Source organism: Saccharobesus litoralis (assembly GCF_003063625.1).
Taxonomy (GTDB): domain Bacteria; phylum Pseudomonadota; class Gammaproteobacteria; order Enterobacterales; family Alteromonadaceae; genus Saccharobesus; species Saccharobesus litoralis.
Genome location: NZ_CP026604.1, coordinates 4,185,884 through 4,208,925 on the forward strand (window position 1 = coordinate 4,185,884; position 23,042 = coordinate 4,208,925).

Consider the following 23,042-nt stretch of genomic DNA (forward strand, 5'->3'; position numbering starts at 1 on the left):
CTTTAGCTGGTGCTTTTAGGCGATAATGCCAGTCCTTCAAATTTAATACCAGCCCAACCCTGTTTAATAAAATTACGAATATTTTGATGATCATCACCCTGTGGATTTCCTAATACATCATTGCGGTAATATTCACCAAACAAAGCCAAAGTATCACTTTCAGTCAGTTGTAAAATTTTTGCCAGCGCAAATACTTTACATGAACCATTATTTTGCCCACTGGCATTTTGCGTGTCACCATTTGTAAATGCTGTTGGTGTAAAGTCATATGCACTGTCGATTGCAGACATAACCTCTGAGAATTCAATAGCTTCGGGATGATTTTTCACTTTGTGCACTAAGGCTTCAATAGATGACATAAATACTCTTTTTAGAAAATAGAAATGAAAAAGCCATCAGTATAGGCATTTTGATGGCTTTCAAGGGGTAACAGCAATGAAAATATAAATTAGCTCATTTCAAGTATTTCAATACCAATTGACCAAGTTTCACCCTCTTGCGCGGATCGCAAAACTTTACCTTTTGCACTTAACGAGGGAATTTGAGCATTAGTGGATGCAATTTTAACTTGTACTACAGCCCCTTTTTCAACATTTGAATCCAGTTCGACCGCCATACCTGTCGCACTTAAATCACGACAAATTGCATTATACGTTTGCGGTGCTTCGTTATCTAATACGATAACCGTGCATTCTGCATTTACCATCATGCGGTAAAATGCTCTTTGATCATTTTGTCCAATCATCTACTACCTCCAGAATTTTCCCACAAAAATTCGCTTTAAGCAGTCTACTAAATGAAACTTTATTATCAAGCCGAATTTTAGTTATAAGAGTAAACTGCTTTGTAGAGTCTAGTTTAGTCTATAATTTACTAAGACGCTGTTTTTATTAAGGTTAAATTAACCCAACGACCACGCGCATAAGCGGTTTCGTCATTTTCAGGAATTTTTCCATTGGTAACAGCATTAGAATATACATGAACAACATCCCCCGCTTTTACCGTTACTTTATCCAACACAAACGTATTAGGTTTATAATCCACGTTCGTTTCAGGGTTAGTTAAGATAGCCACGACTTTGTCATTTACCGCCACTTTGTATTGCGATTCACCATCTAACTCAGTTAACGTCGTCAATTTAATTTGATTAAATTCCCCCTGTTTAACCGTATAACTGGCTGAATAAAATTTATTACGCATGGATTTTTTGCCCGCATTAATTGCTAATGCGTTACGCCCTTCATGCACGTAATAGCTGTTACCTTCAATGCTATTAATCGCAAAGTCTTTAATTGCTGATAATTTTAGTGTTTCAGCAGCAAATACAGTATTAGTTAACAAGCCAAATAATAGAGTTGCAGTGAGTGTGGTTTTCATTATGAGAGTTCCTTTATATAGTTCGTTATTCTTTTTGCCGATATAGGATAATTTGTGCCTAGGTTTTGTGCAAATAAAGAAACTCTTAACTCTTGTAGCATGTAGTAAAGTTGTCGATAGCCGTCAGGTGACGGTGCTGGGCTGAATAATTGTTCAAGATAAACTCGACTTTGATCTTCACTGTTTTGAATAACATCACGATTAAGCCTATCTCGTACCGGATCGGATTTAAGTTTGTCTAAACGCTTAACAATGGCATCCATATAACGTTGTAAATCTTTGAGCTTGTCAACGCCGTGAAAACGCACAAATCCACGAAAGATTAACCCATCAACTTGAGCTTTTATATCTGATTGAGCTTGGATAAGTTCAAAGCTTGACTTGCCTTTAAGTTGTTTCGCAACTTGATGGCTCAAGGTAAGCACTTTCTCTACTTGCTGCGCCACGACTAATACTTGATCACAAATATCAGCTTTAAGCTGATCGACAATAGCATTAAAACTTTTTTCATCACGTATTTGGCTAGCTTGCTGATGAACATGCGACTCAACTGCGGCTTCAACACAATCTTGAATTAAATCATTTACCTGGCCAAACGGATTAAAATACAAACCTAATTTAGCTTTGTTAGGCAGTTTTTCTTTTAAATAAGATAATGGTGACGGTATATTTAAACAGATTAAACGCACCAAACCTTTTAGGTGTTGGTCTTGAGCTAGCTCTTGGCTATCGAATAATTTAACCGATACACTCGATTTATCATCATGCAAGCCTGGATAAGCTTTAACTTGGTAATTACCGCGTTTATTACTATATTCCAGTGGCAGACTAATATCTGGCCAAGCCGTTAACCCCTGCTGTTCTATGCCTTTTTCTGCGACTTGGCTTAAGGTTTTTTTCACTTTGCCTTGCAGTTGCACTTTTAATTTAGCAATGCTTGAACCAGAAGCAATCGGCTTATCAAACTCATCGACAACGATAAATTTAGGGATCAAATGATTGGGTACTTGGCTTAAATCCCATGCTTCTTCGGGTATACGAATACCAGACATGCGGGTTAACTCTTTGCTCACAGCTTGAATAAAACTGAGATCTTTATGTTTACTTATGGTTTGTAAACAGGCGTCTGCATAATTAGGCGCAGGAACAAAATTGCGACGAATTGTTTTAGGCAATGATTTTATCAAGCAAGTTATTAATTCATGTTGATAAGCCGGAATACTCCAATCAAAACCGTTATCCTCGACTTGGTTTAGTAAAGGCAATGGAATTTTAATATTAAGACCGTCTTTTTCTTGGCCTGGTTCAAACACATAGTCTAAGGCTAAAGTGATATTACCTTGTTGCCAGCTATCAGGATGGGTAGCTGATGATATATGCTCGGCATCATGTTTCATCAACGCGTCTTTGGTTAGCGTTAAAAATTCAGGCTGGGTTTGCTTTATTTTTTTCCACCAAGCTTTAAAACTAACCGTATCACAAATATCTTGTGGCAACTTTTCCGCATAAAAAACAAATAAGTCTTCTTCATCAACCAAAATATCGCGCCGACGGGCTTTTTCTTCCAGTAACACCACCTCGTCAATTAATTGATTATTTTTATCAATAAACTCAGCTTGAAAGGTCATTTGCCGATTTATTAATGCCTCGCGTATAAATATATCTCGCGAAATGACAGGGTCGATTTTGCCGTATTGTACTCGCCGTTTATTGACAATTGGCAAACCATATAATTTTTGAGTTTCCAAGGCGACAACTGATTGCCGCTTTTTCTCCCAATGTGGCTCATCGTAATGTTTTTTCACTAAGTGCTGAGCAAAAGGTTCTACCCAACTGACATCTATTGCGGCATTTGTGCGGGCATATAAACGGCTAGTTTCAACTAATTCACTAGCCATCACCCATTTAGGCTGTTTTTTAAATAAGCTTGAACCAGGAAAAATATGAAACTGACTATTACGAGCGCCTAAATAGCCTTTTTCATTATTTTTGTTACCTATATGGCTAAGTAAGCCAGGTAACAAAGATTTATGCACGGTTTCACCGCTCGCAGGGTTATCATTCAGCTTAAAATTCAGCTCTTTTAAACTTTGATTAACCTGATGAAATAGGTCTTGCCATTCACGTACGCGCAAATAATTTAGGTATTCATGGCGACACATTTTGCGAAATTGATTGCCTGATAAGTTGGCTTGTTGCTCTTTAAGGTGATCCCATAATTTTAAGAAGCTTAAAAAATCAGAGCCCACTTCATTAAAGCGAGAGTGACACTCATCTGCTTTATTTTGATAATCAACAGGCCGCTCTCGCGGATCTTGAATACTTAACGCGGTACAGATTACCGTTGTTTCATATAAACAACTCAAATCATTCGCCGCGACCAGCATACGCGCTAACCTAGGATCGATTGGCAATTTGGCAATTTGTTTACCAATCGTGGTTAATTCATATTGACTCGAACGGCCTCGTTTAGCTTGTTTACTTTGTCGTTTATCATGGGCTTTTTTAACAGCACCCAACTCAAGCAACAAATTAACCCCATCATTAATACTACGACTATCGGGTGGCTGCACAAAAGGAAATGCTTCAATATCACCTAGTCCTAATGCCAGCATTTGTAAAATAACCGACGCCAAGTTGGTTCTTAGTATTTCCGGATCAGTAAACTCAGGACGTCCGTTAAAATCGTCTTCGTCATAAAGACGGATACAAATACCATCAGCAACACGACCACAGCGCCCTTTTCTTTGGTTAGCACTGGCTTGAGAAATCGCTTCTATGGGTAAACGTTGCACCTTAGTTCGATAACTATAACGAGATATACGCGCTGTTCCAGGGTCAATAACATAACGAATACCAGGAACGGTTAATGAGGTTTCAGCGACATTGGTAGCGAGTACAATTCGGCGTCCGGTATGGCTTTGAAAAACACGATTTTGTTCACTGGCCGACAATCGAGCGTATAGCGGTAATATTTCCGTGTGTTTTAACTTGCGTTTTTCTAGGGCTTCAGCGGTATCGCGGATCTCTCGCTCACCGTTCATAAATATCAAAATATCACCCGATGGCTCAAGCATGAGTTCATCAACGGCGTCAAAGATAGCTTGTAACTGATCGCGCTCGGCGTCGTTACCTTCGTTCACCGCTTGATAACGCACTTCTACTGGATACGTTCGGCCAGAAACTTCAATAATTGGCGCATTTGCAAAGTGATTAGAAAACCGTTCAGGATCAATCGTGGCTGACGTGATAATCACTTTGAGATCGCGCCGTTTTTCCAGTAATTGCTTAAGGTAACCTAGAATAAAATCAATATTAAGGCTACGCTCGTGTGCTTCATCAATAATAATGGTGTCGTATTGATTGAGAAACCTATCATGCTGCATCTCAGTCAATAAAATACCGTCTGTCATTAATTTGATGTAAGTATCATCTGAAACATAATCACTAAAGCGAACTTTAAAGCCAACCTTGTCACCGACTTCGGTATTTAATTCTTCGGCTATTCTGCTACAAACACTGCGGGCGGCTAAACGGCGAGGTTGCGTATGACCAATAAATCCATTAACACCGCAACCAGCTTCAATACACATTTTCGGCAATTGAGTGGTTTTACCAGAACCGGTTTCCCCAGCAATAATAACCACTTGGTTATTTTTAATGGCCTCAACAATTGTTTCTCGTTTCTGACTAACCGGTAATTGCTGCGGATATTCAAGTGTCGGTAAGTTATCAGCTCTTTGCTTTTTACGCGCAATGGAAAGCGCGAGCTTTTTCTGCCATTCGACTAAAGCCTGATTTTTTTTCTCTTCTTGTAATTTTTGAAGATTATTAAACTGTCGTTTTAAACGGTGAAAATCTGCTTGATAACAATCAAAAAGTTCCTGAGGAAGCGAACGTCGCTGCAAAACCAACCTCTAATATCGAGCCAAATAAAAGGGCCGATATAATAGCAGAAGATAAGCAAACATTGGGGAGTAAAAAGTTAAAACGACGAAGCTTTTATCGCTTCGTCGCAAAGATTAGAGGAACAATGCTATTGGCTCTAACTAAGAGGCAATAGCGTGATAGGCGTCGTGTAAATGATGGTCAATCGCCACCATGCAATCATGGCGGGTAATGATGCCCATTAAGAAACCGTCATCATCTACTACTGGGTAGATACGAGGCCTAGACCGAGCCATAGATTGCGCTAGCTCTATAACCGAGTCATAAGGTTTGACCGCTTTGACCTCGGTCACCATAAAATCCCCTACCGATGCAACAGCTTCGCGATACATAGTCGACTCAAGCATTCGTGTGATACAGTCCTGTTCTGAAACAAAGCCAATCACTTTATTAGCCCCATCAACAACAGGTCCACCAGATTGGTTACTGTCGATTAAACGTTCCACAGCGACCGCAACAGACATATCCTTCGTAAACGTTACCGCACGTTTCATATAGTCTTGAACTTGAATTGATTCCATAACACACCTCAATAATAGTCACTGCGTGTAAAGTATTATTTGCAAGCAAAGTTAAATACTTATTTTCACACACTTTTTTTATACTCAATTTAAGCTTAGTTGTAGTTTTCAAATATGCGCAAAAATTTAATAAGTTAATTAGCTATTACGGTAGATTTTTTAGATGTAAGCCACAATTGAGCAATAAAATATTGTTATTGGACGCGTTCAAAGGATTGGATTTTATTGTTGTCGTCAGTGATCAATCTAAATACTCCCTTAATCCCCATTTGCGTAACAAAGCGACGTAAATTCGCTATGGGTATTTGTACACGTAATCCATTGTGTGCAGTTGCCGTTACTGTTCGATGAACGCCAGTATATAGTTCCTCACATTGCTGCGGTGGCACATCTAAAGAAAAAAAATAAACTTGTGACATTATTATGCTTAAGTGTTTTAACAGGCTCTATATAGTCTTCTCGCTAAGGCTTTATGGTTCATTGTCAGCGCTTACTCTCGACTTTGGCTCCTGCGTCGTCCTACTACCTAATTCCCTTTAGGCAGCCCCAATCACATAATAGAGCATATGCTCATGGGGTCTCGAAGCTTGACGACTTTGCCTACATGGATGTAGGTACTTAGGTTTCGTCTGGAATTGGAAACCTGCCCCTAAAACCTGATCGCTTTGACTATTAAAAGTTAAATTACCATTTAATAAAAAACCTGAAACACCTTTAACTGTATTTCAGGTTTACTCATTTTAAAAACAAAAACTAAGCTAAAGCTTTGGTTATTTTTTCGTATAAATCCTTTGATAAATCCGGCGTTTGTGCAATTCGCTCTAACTCGCCTTTTATCAGAACTTGGCGGCTATCGTCTAAATTTTTAAACTGGATAAGTGGTGTAATTAAACGAGCAGCAACCTGCGGATTAATCGCATTCAGTTCAATTAATTTATTAGCTAAATATTGATAACCCGCCCCATCTTTACTATGAAATGCCTTAGGATTATTCATAGCAAAAGCCCCTATTAGTGCACGAACACGATTAGGGTTTTGCATAGTGAAGTCTTGATGTTTTTCTAATTGAGCAAGGTGGGCCAATGTGCAATCACTCTCATGAGTTGCATTTAGGCTAAGCCACTTATCCATCACTAAGCTATCACCGGTCCATTTAGTTTCAAATTCCTTCATCAATCTATTAAACACGGTATTATCGGCAATAGTCGATTGTGCGATAGAGGCTGCACCTAACGCACCCAAGACATCAGTCATGTTATCGGCATTGGCGAATTGCGCCTCTATTTGGGCTACCTCACAGTCAGTATTGTAGGCTAGTAGCATCAAGGCAGCATTACGAATTGCCCGACTGGCAATTTGTTCAGCCGAAAACTCGTAAGCTTTAGGTGCTGTACGCTCAATAATACCCCGCAGTTCAGATTTTAGTTGAGCGGCTAAAAATTGCGTAAAGGCATCTCGCGCGCTAATGATTTCATCAATATCAATTTGCTCAAAATCAGCCAATATCGTTGCGACACTCGGTAACTTTAATATTTCAGCGACTAATAATAAATCGGCTTCTTGATCAGTGATAACTTTGGCTAAACTGCTCACTAGCAGCGATGAAAAGGCAAATTCCTTATCGGTGATTTTGGCTTTAATTTGTTGAATAAACCAAGTTTGAGCTAATTCCCATTTAGCAAAACCACTGGATTCAGCAGCCAATAAAGTGGCTAGCGCTTGATCAGAATATTGATAATTCAGTTGCACTGGCGCTGAAAAATCCCGTAAATAGGAAACGTAAGGCTGTTCATCAATATTTTCAAACTCAAATGTTTGACTGTCTTGAGTGAGGTTAAGCACATGTTGCTCAGCATGTGATACGACCTGCCCTTGTTGACTAAACAAAGCAATATTTACCGGAATGTGTAATGGCAGTTTATTAGGTTGATCAGCCGTTGGTTTGGTCAACTGACTTAACGTAATGCTAAAGCGTTTTTGTTGCGCATCATATTTTTCCACCACGCTAATACTAGGCGTACCACTTTGGCTATACCAACGCTTAAACAGGCTTAAATCGACTGCTTCTTTGTTTGCATCCTGCATTGCTGCAACAAAGTCATCACAAGTGACAGCTTGACCATCGTGTCGTTCAAAGTACAAACGCATGCCATTTTGGAATCCTTGCTCACCCAATATACTGTGCATCATACGAATAACTTCTGCACCTTTATCGTATACGGTTACGGTATAAAAGTTATTTTGCTCAATGACAGACTCTGGTCGAATAGGATGCGACATAGGTCCGGCGTCTTCAGCGAATTGATGGCTACGCATCACTTTAACTTGTTGAATACGATTGACGGCACGAGAGCCTAAATCCATACTAAATTCCTGATCACGAAATACCGTTAACCCTTCTTTTAACGATAGCTGAAACCAATCTCGGCATGTTACGCGGTTGCCAGTCCAATTATGGAAATATTCATGGCCGACAATTGACTCGATCATTAAGTAATCGTTGTCGGTGGCGCTATTCGGATCAGCTAAAACACATTTAGAGTTAAATACGTTTAAGCCTTTATTTTCCATCGCCCCCATGTTGAAAAAATCAACGGCTACTATCATATAAATATCTAAGTCATACTCCAGCCCAAAACGCTCTTCATCCCACAACATGGAACGTTGTAATGACTGCATAGCAAAAGGCGCACGGTGCAAATTGCCTTTATCAACAAATAATTCTAACTTAACTTCTCTTCCTGATTTAGTAGTATAGTTATCGCGTAAAACATCTAAGTCACCCGCCACTAGCGCAAATAAATACGCCGGTTTAGGGTGAGGATCTTGCCACGTTACTTTAAGTGTTTCGTTATCCCAGCTTTGTTCATTAACCTTGTTGCCATTTGATAACATAAACGGGTATTGTTTGGGGTCACCAATAATGTGAGTAGTAAAGGTGGCTAGAACGTCTGGCCGATCTTGATAGTAGGTAATTTTTCTAAAGCCTTCGGCTTCACATTGAGTACAAAACACACCGCCTGACTTATACAAACCTTCTAAAGATGTGTTGTTAGCAGGGTCAATTTCAGATTCAATTATTAACTGAAAAGACGCTAAACCTGGTTCCAGGCAAAGGTTCGTGTCTGACAGTTGGTATTGCTCAGGTGTTAACACTTGGCCATTCAACGAAACTTGCAACAGATTTTGTTGTTCACCATCAAGTACTAATACATTAGGTTCTAAACTCGTCGTTGCTTCATTTTTAACATAATCAACGACAGAAATAACTTTGGTTTTATGATCATCTAACTCAATCGTTAATTCGACTGATTTAACCAAAAACGCAGGAGAACGGTAATCTTTTAAATATTTAGCTTGTGGGTTGGCATTTTCAGTTTTCATAATTAGTTCCACGATACATAATTGAAAAAGAGCCTTAATTCAAGGCTCTAAAAATACAAGATAAGAAATTAGGAAGTTGAAAAAACGTCTTGAGAACCAGCTTGCACGGAAATTTCTCCATACTCAACTTTGCCATTGACTAATTTATAGGGCATATACACCACAACGGAATAGCCCGACTCATGATCAAGATAAACGGCAATCGCGTCAGTTAACGTTGAATCCGGCAATTGCAGTGCGACATCGACAGCAACCGCCGTAGCTTTATACATTTTTTTATTAGCAGCCGAGCGTAATTGTTCACTCAACTTTTGCTGCAATACGTCACTGTCCGGATGTTGCTCATCAACAACATTATTTTCAATTGCGGATATACTGACTATTTCCCCATCGGGTTTCATCGCGCCAGCAAAAGGGTAAAATTCCCCTAAAGATATAATTAAGTCTTCTGCAACGGGTATTACAGAGTCTAATAATTGCTGGGTGTCGTCTCCACCATCGATCATGCTATATACTCCTAAAACAGGTTAAAACACGCCAACTAGGTTTAAAAACACAAAAATAATAATGCAAGGTGCAATAAATTTAAGTGTCGCATACCAAAGTTCAAACGCTTTACCTTTTAAATTTAGTTCAGTTTGCAAAAATTCTCTGTTTAAAACCCATGCGACAAATAATGAAATCAACAGTCCGCCAATCGGCAATAGTAGCTTGGAGGTAAAATAATCTAACGCGTCAAAAATTGAGGTTTGCCAACCTGCAATATTTATATGTGCCCAAGAATCTGAAACAAAACTATAGATAGTTCCGACACCCAATAACCAAAGTACGCTAGAAGCTGTCACAGCCGCTTGCCAGCGTTTCATGGCGAATCGTTCAACTAACCAAGCAACAGAAGATTCTATGAGTGCGATTGCTGATGTAAAAGCAGCAAATACCAACATAATAAAAAAGACAGTGCCAAATGCGGTTCCCATTGGCATTTGTTCAAACGCTATGGGCAATGTTTGGAAAATAAGGCCAGGTCCTGCACCAGGCTCCATGTTGTTAGCAAAAACAATGGGGAATATGGCTAAACCCGCGATTAAAGCAACTAAGGTGTCAGCAATGCTAATCCAAATAGAGCTTTTAATGATTGAAACATCTTTAGGTAAATAAGCACCGTACATAATCATGATGCCAGAAGCCAAACTGAGTGAGAAAAAAGCATGCCCTAATGCTTCTAATGCACCGTCTATCGTGAGTTTGGAAAAATCTGGAGTAAACATAAAGCTAAACGCTGAAGCAAACTCCCCCACTTTAGCCGCATAAATGGCAATAACAATTAATAAAGCAAACATAATTGGCATGGCGTAACTAACCGCTTTTTCTAAGCCTTTTTCAACACCACGTCCAACCACAAAAGCCGTTAAAGCCAAAATCACCCCCGACCAAATCATGAGTTCGTTGGGGTTACTGATAAAAGAACCAAATATTTCACCGACTTGCTCTGGTGTCTTATCAATAAATTCACCTGAGGCCGATTTAAAGATATAGGCAAATGCCCAGCCCGCGATGACCGCATAAAAAGATAAGATTAAAAAGCCTGCCAATACTCCTATCCAGCCACTAATAACCCAAAAACGAGACGCTTTAACTTTTCCAACTAAAAATTGTAGCGACGCCCCAGGGCTTTGCCGGCCTGATTTACCAATCAATACCTCAGCCATCATGACGGGTATACCAATCAATAAAATACAAAGTAAGTACACTAGTACAAATGCACCACCACCGTTCTCTCCCATAATGTATGGGAATTTCCATATATTACCTAAACCAACTGCGGCGCCTGTAGCAGCGAGAATATAAGTAAAACGGCTTGACCATTGACCATGAATAGAAGTTTTGGTATTGCTCATAATTTTATAATTGTTATTGAGTAAGGTGAGAAAAGAAAACCTCCATGAACGGAGGTTTTTAATAAAAATTTATCTAGCAGCTAGCTTTTGTGGTTTACCTAAATCAATGTAATCAAAAGTTATATTAGCAGCTTCATCAAGCAGAGGATCTAACTCGTTTAAATCATCAGGTAAGTCTTCTAACTTTTTGACAGGTTCTTTACCTAACCGTGCTAACCGCTCATTTGCTCGTTGTAGTCGCTTGGCTTCAACTTCGTTGCGACGTTTTATTTTTTCTTCATGCACTAAAGTTTCAAACTTTCTGTCTTTGGTTTTATTGTACTCTTCTATATCCTCGTACAAATACGCAAATTCAGGATTACTTTTAATACGATTTTTATAAGCCACATCTAGCTTAGCTATTGTCGAATTTAAACTACCCAGAATCTCATAACTAGCGGGTTTAATTTTATCCCACGGTAATGCGTTTTCCGCTTTTGCTTCGCCCCACTCTGCAGGATCAATAGGAGATGGAAATTCAATATCTGGTTTTACGCCTTTATGCTGAGTAGAGCCACCGTTAATTCGATAAAATTTGGCAAACGTATATTGAATATAGCCAAGTTTATTAGCAAAAATATCGTAACGTTTATTCAGTGATTTATGTTGCTGAACGGTTCCCTTGCCAAATGAGTTTTCACCGATAACAATTGCACGGCCATAGTCTTGCATAGCCGCAGCAAAAATTTCTGAAGCCGACGCACTATAACGATCAATCATCACCATTAAAGGCCCACCATATACCAGCGATTTGTCATGGTCTTTATGTACATCAATACGATTAGCCATATCTCGTACTTGAACAACAGGGCCAGATTTAATAAATAAACCGCTAAGCATAATAGACTCAGGTAACGAGCCACCACCGTTTCCGCGTAAATCAACAATAACGGCTTCAACTTTATCTTCTTTAAGCTTATCTAGCTCTACCCGTACGTCAGCCGTTAAGTTGTTGTAGAAGCTAGGAATTTCAATAACACCTAACTTGCGACCTTTGTTAGGCCCCTCTTCCGGTGTATATACTTTAGAAATTGCCTTGCGATCTTCTAACTTGATCTTATCGCGAATTAATACAACTTCAGTTGGGTGATTGTCAGCTGAGTCTCCTTTGAGGATCTGCAACCTAACTTCAGTACCTTTTGGCCCTTTAATCAATTCAACAACATCATCTAGTCGCCAGCCAATAACATCAACAATGTCTTCATTTTTTTGACCAACGCCGACAATTTTATCTTCAGGTTTTAATTTTTCAGAGCGATCCGCTGGACCACCAGGAACCAATGAACGAATAGTCGTAAAATCATCTTCAAGAGACAATACAGCACCAATACCTTCCAATGAAAGGTTCATTTCCATTTGGAAACGATCCGCATTTCGTGGCGATAAATAGCTTGTGTGCGCTTCAATGCTTCTGGCAAACGCATTCATGATTAATTGAAACGTATCTTCACTTTGCCCTTGAGTAATACGTTTAATGGCTGCGTTGTAGCGCTTTGACAGTAATTCTTGAATTTCCTGCCATTCTTTTCCGGCTAGTTTAAGGTTAAGAGCGTCGTACTTGACTCGTTGGCGCCAAAACTCATTAAGCTCTTGTTCAGTTTGAGCCCAAGTTGCATCTTCTCGATCGTAATAATAGGCATCGCCTTGTTTAGCAAAGTCCATTTTTTGATCAAGTAACTGTAACGCATAAACATAGCGCTCATAGCGTCGTGTTTGATTCAGTAAAAAAATTTCGTAAGCAAATTTTAAATTGCCATTTTCAAGGCCTTCATCAAATTGCTTTTCGTATTTTCTTAATTTATCAATGTCACTAGCTAAGAAAAATTGCTTGTTAAAATCAAGCTGCCGGATATAGCGGTTAAAAACCTTAGTTGAAAACTCATCATTAGGATAGATGCGTTTATAATGAGAGCGAGTGAAGTAGCTATATATACGCTTACTGGCTAGTGCATGTTGACTTTCTTGTTCAAGAGCAGGCAGGTCTTCAATGCTCAACTTGGCATCGAGTGCCGCAACTTGGTATGTTAAACAACTCGCAAATAATCCTATCAGTATGCGTTTAACTCTAATCATTCAGCTCGCTACTCCTAATTGCCTTTTTACTTAACGATTTTGCTTTTTTCGGTTTTAACCGTAAAGCCTGTATTGGTCACAACAACCACATCATCGCCATTAATTTCTTTAATAGTGCCTTCAATTGGGGCACGCCCCATCGAAACTAACACTTGCTTACCTTCAAAGATACCGGTATCGATAGTACGACGTTTTTTCACTTTTACGTCTACCGCTTTACCTTTTGGTGAGCGTTTAATATTCAGTTTAGCCCCTTTAGGCTTATTTGCGCCATCATTTGGACGTTTATCACGACGAGGCGCACGCTGCTTGCGTTTTTCAGCGGCTTTTTGTTTGCTTTCAGCTAATGTAGCCTTAGCATGCTCAACATGCTCTTGCTCAATATCTTCAACTTCGTTACCGTCAATATCAACACGTTTTGCTCCTGGTTGAATAGACTCCAAATAACGCCAGCTCGAAGTATATTTACGTAAAGCTGTACGTAAAACAGTACGCGATACGCGGCCTTCTTGATCAACTCTTTCAGCTAAATCTTTAAAAATACCAATTTTGATTGGCTTCGCCTCTCCTTTAATAGAGAAACATTTAGGAAATTGCTCAGCTAAATAAGCAATAACTTCATTAACATCTTTTATTTTGTTAGTTACTTCAACATTGTCCTCAGTTGTTTCAACTTGAGTTGTAGTTTGCTCTTCTACAGTTTGTTGTTCTGTAACGTTTTCGTTTTGTTGCATATATTTTTTCACCAATAGCGTGACTAAAGGCGGTCAGCTAAAAACTGCGCCACCCAATCTGAAATTTCGTCTTCGTTTTCGAATTCTGTGAGATACTCATTCTGTGCTAAAAGTTGACTAGCGTTAACCAACAGCTCAGCGAGTTTGTCAGGACTAATATCTTGGTCAGCTTGATCAAAGATCATATGCAAAACCAGATTTAGATTGTCTGAGGCTAGCTCGGCATTATCGTGCCAATTTGCTAGCTCTTGTGGTTCGATTAAATAATCTTGAATGATTACAAATTCTTTCAACGTCGATAACCTAGAATGTCATTATTTAGGCAGTTAACGACTCGGGAAATCCCGTTCATCAATTGCATAGAAACACTTAATTATTCAGCAAAAATGTTTATTTTTGCTTTCAATATCAAGTAGATTCCAATTAAGCGCCTAAATTAACCGGAACGCCCGGAAAATAAAACCGTTTTTTACGTTTTTTTAACTAATTTTAATCTTCGATATAGTTTAACGACATATCTGCCGTACCTACAGCGATTTTCCTGTGGAATTTTACCAATCCATCACAGTTTTAATAAATGGGATAGTCAACTTTCTCTGCTCTGCCAACGACTGCGCATCTAAACTATCTAAGCATTCGATAATACTCGCAATATCTCGACTTAATCTATGATGGATATATTGCGCTACATCGTTAGAAATACTCATCCCTTTACAGTTTGCCCGAAACTGTAGTAATCGAATTTGCTGTTCATCGTCGAGCTCTTTTATCTTCCATGTTTCGCCCCATTCCAAACGTGACTCCAAATCGGCCAAACTAAGCTGGCTTTCTCTGGCTGAAAATTGACTACTAAAAATTATTTTATGCCCTTGCTCAATTACGCGGTTTACCAAATCAAACAATGCTTCTTGCCATACCTGACTTTTTTCAACTAACCCGATGTCATCAATACACAGTATATCTGCCGCTTCCATACCAAACGTAATTTCAGGTTGCATATTAATAAATGAAGCAACAGGTACATATTGACAACGTAAACCCAGTTCGGTGCCCATTTGGCACACGGCTTCCAAAAGGTGGCTTTTACCTAATCCTGCGGAGCCATGTAGATAAAACAAGCTGTCAGAGGGGGCGCATAATTCTTTAGCGACGAACCGCTTTAAAGCATCAACTAACGCCTCGTTCTCTTCTACAAAAAAGTTATCAAACGAGCGAAGTTTATCAACGGCAAAATCTATTGTTAACTGACTAGTCATTAATTTTCAGTATTTGTCCAAACAAAATAATGTTCTGTTGGCATTTCCTCACCAAATTCAGGTTTAAACGGCCTAACTCTTTCATCTAAATCTAACGCGGTAAATACATCAAGTGCTTCACCAAGTAATTCAACTTGGTATTGAACACCCAGACCATTAATTTGATGCACGCGCGCTTGTGACACAGACGACAATGAATTCAAAAAAGATTCCACGGTTAATGTCGCTTTCATACCCGCTACATTACTAAATGTAAGATATAAATAATTTTGATCGCCCCGAGCCGCTTGCGCCGCAACAGCATATTGTTCACCTATCGCATCGGCAATAGCATGGATCGCTTCTTGGGTAACCTGTTGCGCTGACGTCCCACTAACTTCAAGTGTCATAGGCGATGCTAAATTATATAAGGTAATTTGAGCCAACCAACTGGCGTCAACCAAGGTGTTAATATTATCATCTTGCTGGAACACCTTAATAGCAGAGATAACATCTGGGTCATAACGAGCACTGGCTAGCTTAATCGGCTCTTCAAATTTACCCCAAACATCCGACGCACTGATCATGGTTGCATCATCAAAATCCATTAACGGTGCAATCATTGGCAAACCCCGCTCTTTAGCAATCGGCCGCAGTACATCAACGTAAAACGGATTATCTTCATTCATTATATCACGTTCAAAACCTTTGCCTTGAGTTGCTATCCAAACCATAGTTAATGGACGTAGACTCCCCCAAATCGCAGTTTCATTATTACGCAATAAGGCATTGACTGCTTTAGGATTAAAATCAATCAACAGATAAAGCTTTTCATCCAAGGTTTCATATTGATAACGAGCTAAATATTTGGTTGGATTACGCACAGCCAATTTAAATGCATCATCTTGATTGATATTTTGCTTACCAGACACACGGATCAGCACATTTGCCAATCCTTTTCTGTAAGCTGCAACTCGTTCAGCTTGAGATTGTTGCTCGACTTCAATTTTTGATTGGTATAACCCAGCAACTTCAACCGCGAAGCTAAAACTTGAAAAAAGGGCTATTAGCACTAAAGCTAATAAAATCGTTTGTTTTTTAATCATTTTAAGTAAAAACAGATATCTAATGCAGACCTTTGCAATAAGTTGCTAGTTTAACAGGCATAAAAACAGAATAAAGTAATAGATATTATGCAAAAGCATTTTTATTACTTTTGTAGCGTTGTTACAATACGCGCCGTTTTGAAATAACCAGATTATATATTTAGAAGGAGCCAACGTGGCTGAACAAAAAACTTCGCTTAGTTACAAAGATGCGGGTGTTGATATCGATGCAGGTAACGCTTTAGTTGATCGTATTAAAAATGTTACCAAGTCGACTCGTCGTCCAGAGGTAATGGGTGGTATTGGTGGCTTTGGCGCACTTTGTAAACTCCCGACTAAATATAAAAATCCACTTCTAGTGTCAGGTACTGACGGTGTCGGGACTAAATTACGTTTAGCAATGGATTTGAAAAAGCACGACACTGTTGGTATCGACTTAGTCGCCATGTGTGTTAATGACCTAATTGTTCAAGGTGCTGAACCTTTATTCTTCTTAGATTATTACGCAACCGGCAAACTTGACGTTGACACTGCAGCCGCTGTCGTGACTGGAATTGGCGAAGGCTGTAAGCAATCTAACTGCTCACTTATTGGTGGTGAAACCGCAGAAATGCCTGGCATGTACGAAGGTGAAGATTACGATATTGCCGGTTTCTGCGTCGGTGTTGTCGAAGAAGAAAAAGTGATTGATGGCAGCAAAGTTAAAGCGGGCGATGCCATTATTGCATTAGGTTCTTCGGGTCCTCATTCAAATGGTTACTCATTAATTCGTAAAGTATTAGAAGTATCTGGTGCTGATGTTGAGGCAGATCTCGAAGGCAAACCATTAAAAGAACACTTACTTGAGCCAACCCGCATCTACGTCAAATCAGTACTTGAATTATTAGAAACGGTAGAAGCGCACGCCATCTCGCATATTACTGGTGGTGGTTTCTGGGAAAATATCCCCCGTGTATTACCAAAAGGCAGTAAAGCCGTTATTCAAAAAGACAGCTGGCAGTGGCCTGTTGTGTTCAACTGGCTACAAGAGCAAGGTAATATTGAAGAACACGAAATGCTGCGCACCTTTAACTGCGGTGTTGGTTTAATTATCGTGGTTGAGCAAAGCCAAGCACAACAAGCTATCGATATTTTAAACGCGGCGGGTGAGCAAGCTTGGTTAGTTGGTGAGATTGCCGACGCTGAAGAAAATGAAGAACAAGTAGAAATGGTTTAGTATCCCATGAGTAAACCTTCTATTGTTGTTCTTATTTCTGGTAGCGGGACAAACTTACAAGCTATCATAGATGCATGTCAGAGCGGCGATATAGACGGCAACATTGTTGCCGTCGTTTCAAACAAGGCTGATGCCTATGGCTTGACGCGTGCTGATAATGCCAATATTCCTTCTGCCTGCCTGAGCCATAAAAATTTCGAAACTCGTGAACTTTATGACCAAGCACTAATCAAAGTAATAGATGAGTATCAACCTGACTTGGTCGTGTTAGCTGGCTTTATGCGTATATTAACAGCAGAGTTTGTCCAGCATTACACTGGCAAGATGATTAACATTCATCCATCACTTTTGCCAAAATATCAAGGCCTCAATACACATCAACGTGCGATAGATGCAAAAGATACCGAACATGGTGTGAGTGTGCATTTTGTGACAGAAGAGTTGGACGGTGGCCCAGTTATTTTGCAAGCTAAAGTGTCGATTGACGCACAAGACGATGCAGATAGCTTAGCGCAAAAGGTTCACAAGCAGGAATACATCATATATCCTAAAGTTATTAATTGGTTTTGTCAGGGACGCCTGTTAATGGCCAATGGAGCGGCATTACTTGACGGTAAGTCATTACCCGAACAAGGTTTTATTGATGCATAAACGCGTTGTCTTTCCTCGCTTTTTGAATTGTTTATTGCTCAGCACTCTATTAAGTTGGAGTGCTTTTGCTGAAAAATCTGCACAGACAGTCATTAATTTAACAAATCATGCGCCGTCTGCCCTCACCCCATTTAACGCCAAATACTCGGTACACAGAGGCAACCTCACTCTAGGTAAAGTCAAACGCCAACTCACGCAATTAAGTGATGACAAATTTGTTTTTTCTTATATGTCCGATCTGTCTTTTCTCATATTGTCGGATAAGCGCAAAGAGTCTGCAGAAATTCAACTTATCGACGGACAAATTCGCCCCATTAAATATCTCTACAAACGTGAAGGTACAGGAAGCAACAAACGCACGACTTTAAAATTTAATCATCAAACCCGCCATGTCTTTGATGGTATAAAAGGTAAGCAAATCGAGTGCGATGAAACAATAGACTGGTACGATCAAATTAGTTACCAGCTCCAAATGAAACTCGATATTGAACAAGGTAAAAGCGATCTAACCTACTATTTAATCGATAGTAAAAAACGTGAAAAGCTTTACCAATTTGAAAAAGTCGCTGCTGAGCAGCTCGTCACGCCAGCTGGTACATTTGATACCATTAAATTCGAACGGGTTTTAAGTAATAAATCTCGTTCAACTCAAGTATGGATAGCCCCTAAATTAGGTAATTTACTTGTGCGAGTTCGCCAAGAAAAAGAAGGCTCAGAGCAAGCGGATGCCATTCTTGAATCTGTGACCTTTAACGCAATCAATTAAAATACAAGCTAGCATTAAAGAAACACACTAACAGACACTTGCAGCATTGCACATTTTGACATAAAGTAACTGGTACGACCACTGTTTAGGTGATGCCATGTTCTACTTTATTTGGTTAATGTGTTTAGTATGCTTGTTTTGTTTACTGGCGTACCATCGTTCATCGCTAACTTCTTTCACTCTAGCCATCGCGATTTGGTTAACCGCGGGATCGCTGTTTGATATTGTTGGCCAGTTCAGTTGGTTTATCTTCTTAGTCATTGCCATCCCACTCAATATTAGCTCAGTTCGTCAGCATTTATTTAGCAAACCTGCATTTAAAATTTTCCGCAAAATCATGCCGGAAATGTCAAAAACCGAAAAAGAAGCGATTGATGCTGGTACTACATGGTGGGAAGCCGATTTGTTTCGCGGCGAACCTGATTGGCACAAATTACACAACATACCTCAACCGCGCTTATCACCAGAAGAACAAGCTTTTTTAAATGGTCCGGTGGAAACCGTATGCAGCATGGTGTCGGATTGGGATACGACCCATAAATATGCCGACCTAAGCCCTGAAGTTTGGCAATACCTTAAAGACAACAAATTTTTTGCATTGATCATTGAAAAAGAATACGGCGGGCTGGAGTTCTCAGCCTATGCACAAAGTTGTGTTCTACAAAAGCTAATGGGAACATCAACTGTTCTTGCTTCTACCGTTGGCGTGCCTAACTCATTAGGTCCAGCAGAATTATTGCAACAATACGGTACCGAACAACAAAAAGAGCATTACTTACCTAAACTCGCATTAGGCTTGGAGATCCCTTGTTTCGCTTTAACTAGCCCAGAGGCTGGATCGGATGCTGGCGCCATTCCAGATTTTGGTATCGTTTGTCAGAAAGAAATTAACGGCGAACAGGTTTTAGGTATTAGCCTGACCTTCAATAAACGTTATATCACACTAGCTCCCGTTGCCACTGTGATTGGCTTAGCATTTAAGTTAAAAGATCCTTACCACCTCATTGGCGATAAAGAAGATATAGGTATTACTTGCGCATTGATCCCGCGAGACACAGAAGGATTAGAAATTGGTCGACGGCATTTTCCATTAAACGTCCCTTTTCAAAATGGGCCAATAAAAGGAGAAAATATATTTGTGCCAATTGATACCATTATTGGTGGAGTCAATATGGCGGGCCAAGGTTGGCGAATGCTGGTTGAGTGTTTATCAGTTGGTCGCGCCATAACCTTACCTTCTAACGCAACAGGCGGCGCAAAAGCCTTGTCTTTGGCTACTGGAGCCTATTCACGTATTCGTCGTCAATTTAAGTTACCAATAGGGAAAATGGAAGGCATAGAAGAGGCCCTAGCCCTTATAGGCGGTAATACTTATATGATGGATGCTACCGTAGAACTATCAACTGCTGGCATCGACTTAGGAGAAAAGCCCTCCGTTATTTCCGCAATTGCAAAATACCATTTAACCGAAAAAATGCGTGATGTGGTTAATGCTGCCATGGATGTTCATGGCGGCAAAGGCATTATGCTAGGCCCAAACAACTACTTAGGCCGTGGTTATCAAGGGGCGCCAGTTGCCATTACGGTAGAAGGTGCCAATATTCTAACCCGTAATATGATTATTTATGGCCAAGGAGCAATACGCTGCCACCCTTATGTCATCGCCGAAATGGAGTCACTTGCACTTAAAGATGAAACCGAAGCAATCAATGCCTTTGATGCAGCTATATGCGGCCATGTTGGTTACGTAATTAGTAACAATATTCGTAGTGTTTGGTTAAGTATCACCAATGCCATTTTTGCTGGCTCTCCGTATAACGATCCCACTAAAACCTACTATCAGCAACTGACACGCTTTAGTGCTATTCTTGCGTTTCTATCTGACACCGCCATGATAACCTTGGGGGGTGCGCTTAAACGTCACGAACGAATTTCAGCTCGATTAGGCGATTTACTGAGTTATCAATACTTAGCAACTGCGACATTAAAACGCTATCAAGATGATGGCCGCCCAGAAGCCGACTTACCTCTAGTACAATGGGCAGTTGAAGACAGCTTGTTTAAAATGGAAAGTGCATTGCACGATCTTCTCAATAACTTCCCTGCCACTTGGTTACGCCGCCCTCTTAAAATAATGTTAATGCCGTGGGGAAAAACCAATTCAAAACCAAGCGATGCCATTGAACATCAAATTGCCAAGCTTTTACAAGAGCCAAATGAATCACGAGACAGATTAGGCAAAGGGCAATATGTAACGGCCAGTCCAAACAACTTATTTGGTGAGCTTGAAGCGGCCCTCAGATTGATTTTAAAAGCAGAGCCCATTTACGATCGAATATGTAAAGTGCTAGATCAAAAGTTCAGCTTTAGCCAATTACATGAAATGGCTGAAACAGGTTTGGAGCAAAATATTATTAATGAACACGAAGCTGAAATATTAAAACAAGCCGAGCAAGCTCGGTTAAAAGCGATAAATGTTGATGATTTTGATCCGTTAGAACTGGTGTCTGCCTGTGCAGCAGCCGAAATGAAACAACAGAATACAGTAGCCGCCTAGCGCGGCTATCTCAATTGAAAATAAGTTAGTTTAAAGTGAATTATTTTAAATAATTACCACATCAAATCATCAGGAATTTGGAAATCTGCGTATGGATCATCCTCTTCCGCAATTTCAGCTTCTTTTACATTTATTAATGCAATAACTTCTGGCATGCGCTGCTTAATTTTTTCTGCAGCTCCTGCCGGTATTAATTTATAAACACCATCAAGCTCTGCAATTGCCAAAACACCGTTAGCAAGTTGTTTTTGTTGCTTGCTATCAACAACAATAACTTTAACTTTATTATCGACAGTAAAGCGATATTCCACTTCACCTTGAGCTAGCGCTACCTCGTTCATTAATATCAGTTGCTTAACTTGCGCAGCGAGCTCTTTAACGGCTTGCTCTTGTTGGATGACTTTATTAGCCTGAGCCGACTTTTCCATTTGGGCACTACGACTATCATCTACAGCTGCTTTAACTTCTTTTTTTAATGTTCGAGACTTTTTGCTCGATTTTTTCGCTTTCTTTAGTTTTTTCTCATTAACCAAGCCAGCTTTTAATAATTGATCTTGTAAAGACATAATTGTGATATTTAACTAAATTACATGCGATGATTTTGCGTAATATCAACTAACAATTCAATCAAAAAATACTGCAAATATGAATACCACTAGGCGCAAAAACGCCACAATGTTAGACTGACCGCAATTTTAGTAACTCGACAGACAACATGAAAATAATTTCATTCAATATCAATGGCCTGCGCGCGCGTATTCACCAATTAAAAGCAATATTAGACAAACATCAACCTGATGTTATTGGCTTACAAGAAATAAAAGTTCATGACGAAGCTTTTCCTTTAGAAGATGTTCAAGCATTGGGTTATCACGTTGAGTATTTTGGTCAAAAAGCTCATTACGGTGTCGCTATGCTTAGCAAAAAAGCACCATTAAGCATTCAAAAAGGCTTTAAAACCGATGGTGAAGACATGCAACGCCGTATGATCATTGGCACCTACGACGATGGAAATGGCGGTCAAGTTACTGTATTTAATGGATATTTCCCACAAGGGGAAAACATTAACCACGAAACCAAATTTCCGTATAAACGCCAATTTTATCAAGACTTAATGACAGAGTTGAATGAACACTACACCCCAGAGCAACAAATTGTTGTAATGGGTGACTTCAATATTTCACCGACGGATCTTGATATAGGTATTGGCGACAATAATGCTAAGCGTTGGCTAAAAACCGGCAAATGCAGCTTTCAACCTGAAGAGCGTGAATGGTTTGGCAAATTACTCGATTGGGGATTCATTGATACGTTTCGTGTGATTAACCCAGAAGAAAAACAGCGCTACAGCTGGTTTGATTATCGTTCAAAAGGGTTCGATGACAACCGTGGTTTAAGAATAGACACCCTACTCGCCACAAAATCATTAGCCGATAAAACAGTTGAAAGCGACGTTGATTATGAATTGCGCGGCATAGAAAAACCTTCTGATCATGCGCCAGTATGGTCTACATTTAATATAGGTTAATTAAAAAAC

Annotated in this window: 20 protein-coding genes; 5 read left to right on the forward strand and 15 right to left on the reverse strand. The window is 39.7% G+C overall.

All coding sequences use genetic code 11. From position 1 onward, the window contains the following. Positions 1-2: 2 nt before the first annotated feature. From C2869_RS15330 to C2869_RS15395, 14 genes are all read right to left on the reverse strand, one after another. On the reverse strand, positions 3-359 hold the full coding sequence (locus C2869_RS15330; RefSeq protein WP_108603795.1) for a HopJ type III effector protein: 357 nt from the start codon (positions 357-359) through the stop codon (positions 3-5). 89 nt (positions 360-448) lie between these two features. Continuing rightward, on the reverse strand, positions 449-745 hold the full coding sequence (locus C2869_RS15335; protein WP_108603796.1) for a PilZ domain-containing protein: 297 nt from the start codon (positions 743-745) through the stop codon (positions 449-451). Between the two features lie 128 nt (positions 746-873). Beyond that, a complete protein-coding gene (locus C2869_RS15340; RefSeq protein ID WP_108603797.1) occupies positions 874-1,377 on the reverse strand; it encodes a hypothetical protein in 504 nt (167 codons plus the stop codon). Next, a complete protein-coding gene (hrpA, locus tag C2869_RS15345) occupies positions 1,377-5,285 on the reverse strand; it encodes an ATP-dependent RNA helicase HrpA (protein WP_108603798.1) in 3,909 nt (1,302 codons plus the stop codon). Before hrpA ends, C2869_RS15340 begins: the two co-directional genes overlap by 1 nt. A 141-nt stretch (positions 5,286-5,426) precedes the next feature. Beyond that, on the reverse strand, positions 5,427-5,846 hold the full coding sequence (locus tag C2869_RS15350) for a CBS domain-containing protein (RefSeq protein WP_108603799.1): 420 nt from the start codon (positions 5,844-5,846) through the stop codon (positions 5,427-5,429). 194 nt (positions 5,847-6,040) lie between these two features. After that, complete coding sequence (locus tag C2869_RS15355) at positions 6,041-6,265, reverse strand: DUF2835 family protein (RefSeq protein WP_108603800.1); 225 nt, start codon at positions 6,263-6,265, stop codon at positions 6,041-6,043. A 334-nt stretch (positions 6,266-6,599) separates the two neighbouring features. Next, positions 6,600-9,230, reverse strand: a complete 2,631-nt coding sequence (pepN, locus tag C2869_RS15360) for an aminopeptidase N (RefSeq protein WP_108603801.1) — start codon at positions 9,228-9,230, stop codon at positions 6,600-6,602. A 68-nt stretch (positions 9,231-9,298) separates the two neighbouring features. After that, positions 9,299-9,736: a hypothetical protein gene (locus C2869_RS15365; RefSeq protein WP_108603802.1), complete on the reverse strand. Its 438-nt coding sequence runs from the start codon at positions 9,734-9,736 to the stop codon at positions 9,299-9,301. Positions 9,737-9,757: 21 nt separating this feature from the next. Then, positions 9,758-11,128 (reverse strand): sodium-dependent transporter, encoded by a 1,371-nt coding sequence (locus C2869_RS15370; RefSeq protein ID WP_108603803.1) that lies wholly within the window; start codon positions 11,126-11,128, stop codon positions 9,758-9,760. Between the two features lie 69 nt (positions 11,129-11,197). Beyond that, entirely contained in the window at positions 11,198-13,240 is a 2,043-nt protein-coding gene (prc, locus tag C2869_RS15375) for a carboxy terminal-processing peptidase (RefSeq protein WP_108603804.1), read from the reverse strand. Positions 13,241-13,266: 26 nt separating this feature from the next. Further along, complete coding sequence (gene proQ / locus C2869_RS15380) at positions 13,267-13,974, reverse strand: RNA chaperone ProQ (protein WP_108603805.1); 708 nt, start codon at positions 13,972-13,974, stop codon at positions 13,267-13,269. 23 nt (positions 13,975-13,997) lie between these two features. After that, the gene (locus C2869_RS15385) at positions 13,998-14,267 is read right to left on the reverse strand and encodes a hypothetical protein (protein ID WP_108603806.1); all 270 of its coding nucleotides are present in this window, start codon (positions 14,265-14,267) and stop codon (positions 13,998-14,000) included. Positions 14,268-14,525: 258 nt separating this feature from the next. Further along, positions 14,526-15,230 carry a DnaA regulatory inactivator Hda gene (gene hda, locus C2869_RS15390; protein WP_108603807.1) on the reverse strand — a complete coding sequence of 235 codons (705 nt, stop codon included), beginning with the start codon at positions 15,228-15,230 and terminating at the stop codon, positions 14,526-14,528. Next, positions 15,230-16,315: a DUF2066 domain-containing protein gene (locus C2869_RS15395; protein ID WP_108603808.1), complete on the reverse strand. Its 1,086-nt coding sequence runs from the start codon at positions 16,313-16,315 to the stop codon at positions 15,230-15,232. Before C2869_RS15395 ends, hda begins: the two co-directional genes overlap by 1 nt. Positions 16,316-16,490: 175 nt before the next feature. Between C2869_RS15395 and purM the strand changes: the two genes are divergently transcribed. The 4 genes from purM (at position 16,491) to fadE (ending at position 21,505) form a co-directional block, all read left to right on the forward strand. Beyond that, a complete protein-coding gene (gene purM / locus C2869_RS15400) occupies positions 16,491-17,531 on the forward strand; it encodes a phosphoribosylformylglycinamidine cyclo-ligase (RefSeq protein WP_108603809.1) in 1,041 nt (346 codons plus the stop codon). 6 nt (positions 17,532-17,537) lie between these two features. After that, positions 17,538-18,182 carry a phosphoribosylglycinamide formyltransferase gene (gene purN, locus C2869_RS15405; protein WP_108603810.1) on the forward strand — a complete coding sequence of 215 codons (645 nt, stop codon included), beginning with the start codon at positions 17,538-17,540 and terminating at the stop codon, positions 18,180-18,182. Next, positions 18,175-18,948 carry a DUF3108 domain-containing protein gene (locus C2869_RS15410; protein ID WP_228710681.1) on the forward strand — a complete coding sequence of 258 codons (774 nt, stop codon included), beginning with the start codon at positions 18,175-18,177 and terminating at the stop codon, positions 18,946-18,948. The genes purN and C2869_RS15410 overlap by 8 nt, the downstream gene beginning before the upstream one ends. A gap of 97 nt (positions 18,949-19,045) precedes the next feature. Continuing rightward, positions 19,046-21,505, forward strand: coding sequence for an acyl-CoA dehydrogenase FadE (fadE, locus tag C2869_RS15415; protein ID WP_108603812.1), 2,460 nt, complete (start codon positions 19,046-19,048; stop codon positions 21,503-21,505). Positions 21,506-21,558: 53 nt separating this feature from the next. On the opposite strand, the gene C2869_RS15420 is transcribed toward fadE, so the two are convergent. Then, entirely contained in the window at positions 21,559-22,071 is a 513-nt protein-coding gene (locus C2869_RS15420) for a DUF2058 domain-containing protein (protein WP_228710682.1), read from the reverse strand. A 149-nt stretch (positions 22,072-22,220) separates the two neighbouring features. On the opposite strand from C2869_RS15420, the gene xthA reads away from it, so the two are divergent. After that, positions 22,221-23,033 carry an exodeoxyribonuclease III gene (xthA, locus tag C2869_RS15425; protein ID WP_108603814.1) on the forward strand — a complete coding sequence of 271 codons (813 nt, stop codon included), beginning with the start codon at positions 22,221-22,223 and terminating at the stop codon, positions 23,031-23,033. Positions 23,034-23,042 lie beyond the last annotated feature (9 nt).

What these genes read in the sequence shown, in the direction of transcription:
- C2869_RS15330 (WP_108603795.1), bottom strand. Translation starts at nt 359, where the DNA reads ATGTCATCTATTGAAGCCTTAGTGCACAAAGTGAAAAATCATCCCGAA.
- C2869_RS15335 (WP_108603796.1), bottom strand. Translation starts at nt 745, where the DNA reads ATGATTGGACAAAATGATCAAAGAGCATTTTACCGCATGATGGTAAAT.
- C2869_RS15340 (WP_108603797.1), bottom strand. Translation starts at nt 1,377, where the DNA reads ATGAAAACCACACTCACTGCAACTCTATTATTTGGCTTGTTAACTAAT.
- C2869_RS15350 (WP_108603799.1), bottom strand. Translation starts at nt 5,846, where the DNA reads ATGGAATCAATTCAAGTTCAAGACTATATGAAACGTGCGGTAACGTTT.
- C2869_RS15355 (WP_108603800.1), bottom strand. Translation starts at nt 6,265, where the DNA reads ATGTCACAAGTTTATTTTTTTTCTTTAGATGTGCCACCGCAGCAATGT.
- pepN (WP_108603801.1), bottom strand. Translation starts at nt 9,230, where the DNA reads ATGAAAACTGAAAATGCCAACCCACAAGCTAAATATTTAAAAGATTAC.
- C2869_RS15365 (WP_108603802.1), bottom strand. Translation starts at nt 9,736, where the DNA reads ATGATCGATGGTGGAGACGACACCCAGCAATTATTAGACTCTGTAATA.
- C2869_RS15370 (WP_108603803.1), bottom strand. Translation starts at nt 11,128, where the DNA reads ATGAGCAATACCAAAACTTCTATTCATGGTCAATGGTCAAGCCGTTTT.
- prc (WP_108603804.1), bottom strand. Translation starts at nt 13,240, where the DNA reads ATGATTAGAGTTAAACGCATACTGATAGGATTATTTGCGAGTTGTTTA.
- proQ (WP_108603805.1), bottom strand. Translation starts at nt 13,974, where the DNA reads ATGCAACAAAACGAAAACGTTACAGAACAACAAACTGTAGAAGAGCAA.
- hda (WP_108603807.1), bottom strand. Translation starts at nt 15,230, where the DNA reads ATGACTAGTCAGTTAACAATAGATTTTGCCGTTGATAAACTTCGCTCG.
- C2869_RS15395 (WP_108603808.1), bottom strand. Translation starts at nt 16,315, where the DNA reads ATGATTAAAAAACAAACGATTTTATTAGCTTTAGTGCTAATAGCCCTT.
- purN (WP_108603810.1), top strand. Translation starts at nt 17,538, where the DNA reads ATGAGTAAACCTTCTATTGTTGTTCTTATTTCTGGTAGCGGGACAAAC.
- C2869_RS15410 (WP_228710681.1), top strand. Translation starts at nt 18,175, where the DNA reads ATGCATAAACGCGTTGTCTTTCCTCGCTTTTTGAATTGTTTATTGCTC.
- fadE (WP_108603812.1), top strand. Translation starts at nt 19,046, where the DNA reads ATGTTCTACTTTATTTGGTTAATGTGTTTAGTATGCTTGTTTTGTTTA.
- C2869_RS15420 (WP_228710682.1), bottom strand. Translation starts at nt 22,071, where the DNA reads ATGTCTTTACAAGATCAATTATTAAAAGCTGGCTTGGTTAATGAGAAA.
- xthA (WP_108603814.1), top strand. Translation starts at nt 22,221, where the DNA reads ATGAAAATAATTTCATTCAATATCAATGGCCTGCGCGCGCGTATTCAC.